Source organism: Saezia sanguinis (assembly GCF_003991585.1).
In the GTDB taxonomy this organism is placed as follows: domain Bacteria; phylum Pseudomonadota; class Gammaproteobacteria; order Burkholderiales; family Burkholderiaceae_C; genus Saezia; species Saezia sanguinis.
In genome coordinates, this window is record NZ_PQSP01000069.1 from 1 (window position 1) to 274 (window position 274).

A 274-nucleotide genomic window follows, 5' to 3' on the forward strand; every position below is an offset into this window, starting at 1 on the left:
GGCCTATATCGCGGGGATGCCGTTCGCCGTCGGCGCGGTGATCTTCGGCTTCCTGGCCGTAGCGTTGATCGGCCTGGTCCGCGATACCAGCCGGGTGAAAGAAGACGCCGCCATCGGCATCGTGTTCACCACCCTGTTCGCCTTCGGCCTGGTACTGATCTCGGTCACGCCCAGCGATACCGACCTCAACCACATCATGTTCGGCAACATCCTCGGTGTCGGTCCGGACGAGTTGCTGCAGATCGTGGTGCTGGCGGCATTAGTCTTCGTGGTG

Annotated in this window: 1 protein-coding gene; it reads left to right on the forward strand. The window is 62.4% G+C overall.

The genetic code is table 11. The annotated features are described in order from the left end of the window. Positions 1-274 (forward strand): metal ABC transporter permease (locus tag CUZ56_RS15015; protein ID WP_204250945.1); only part of this gene is annotated, 274 nt, incomplete at both ends.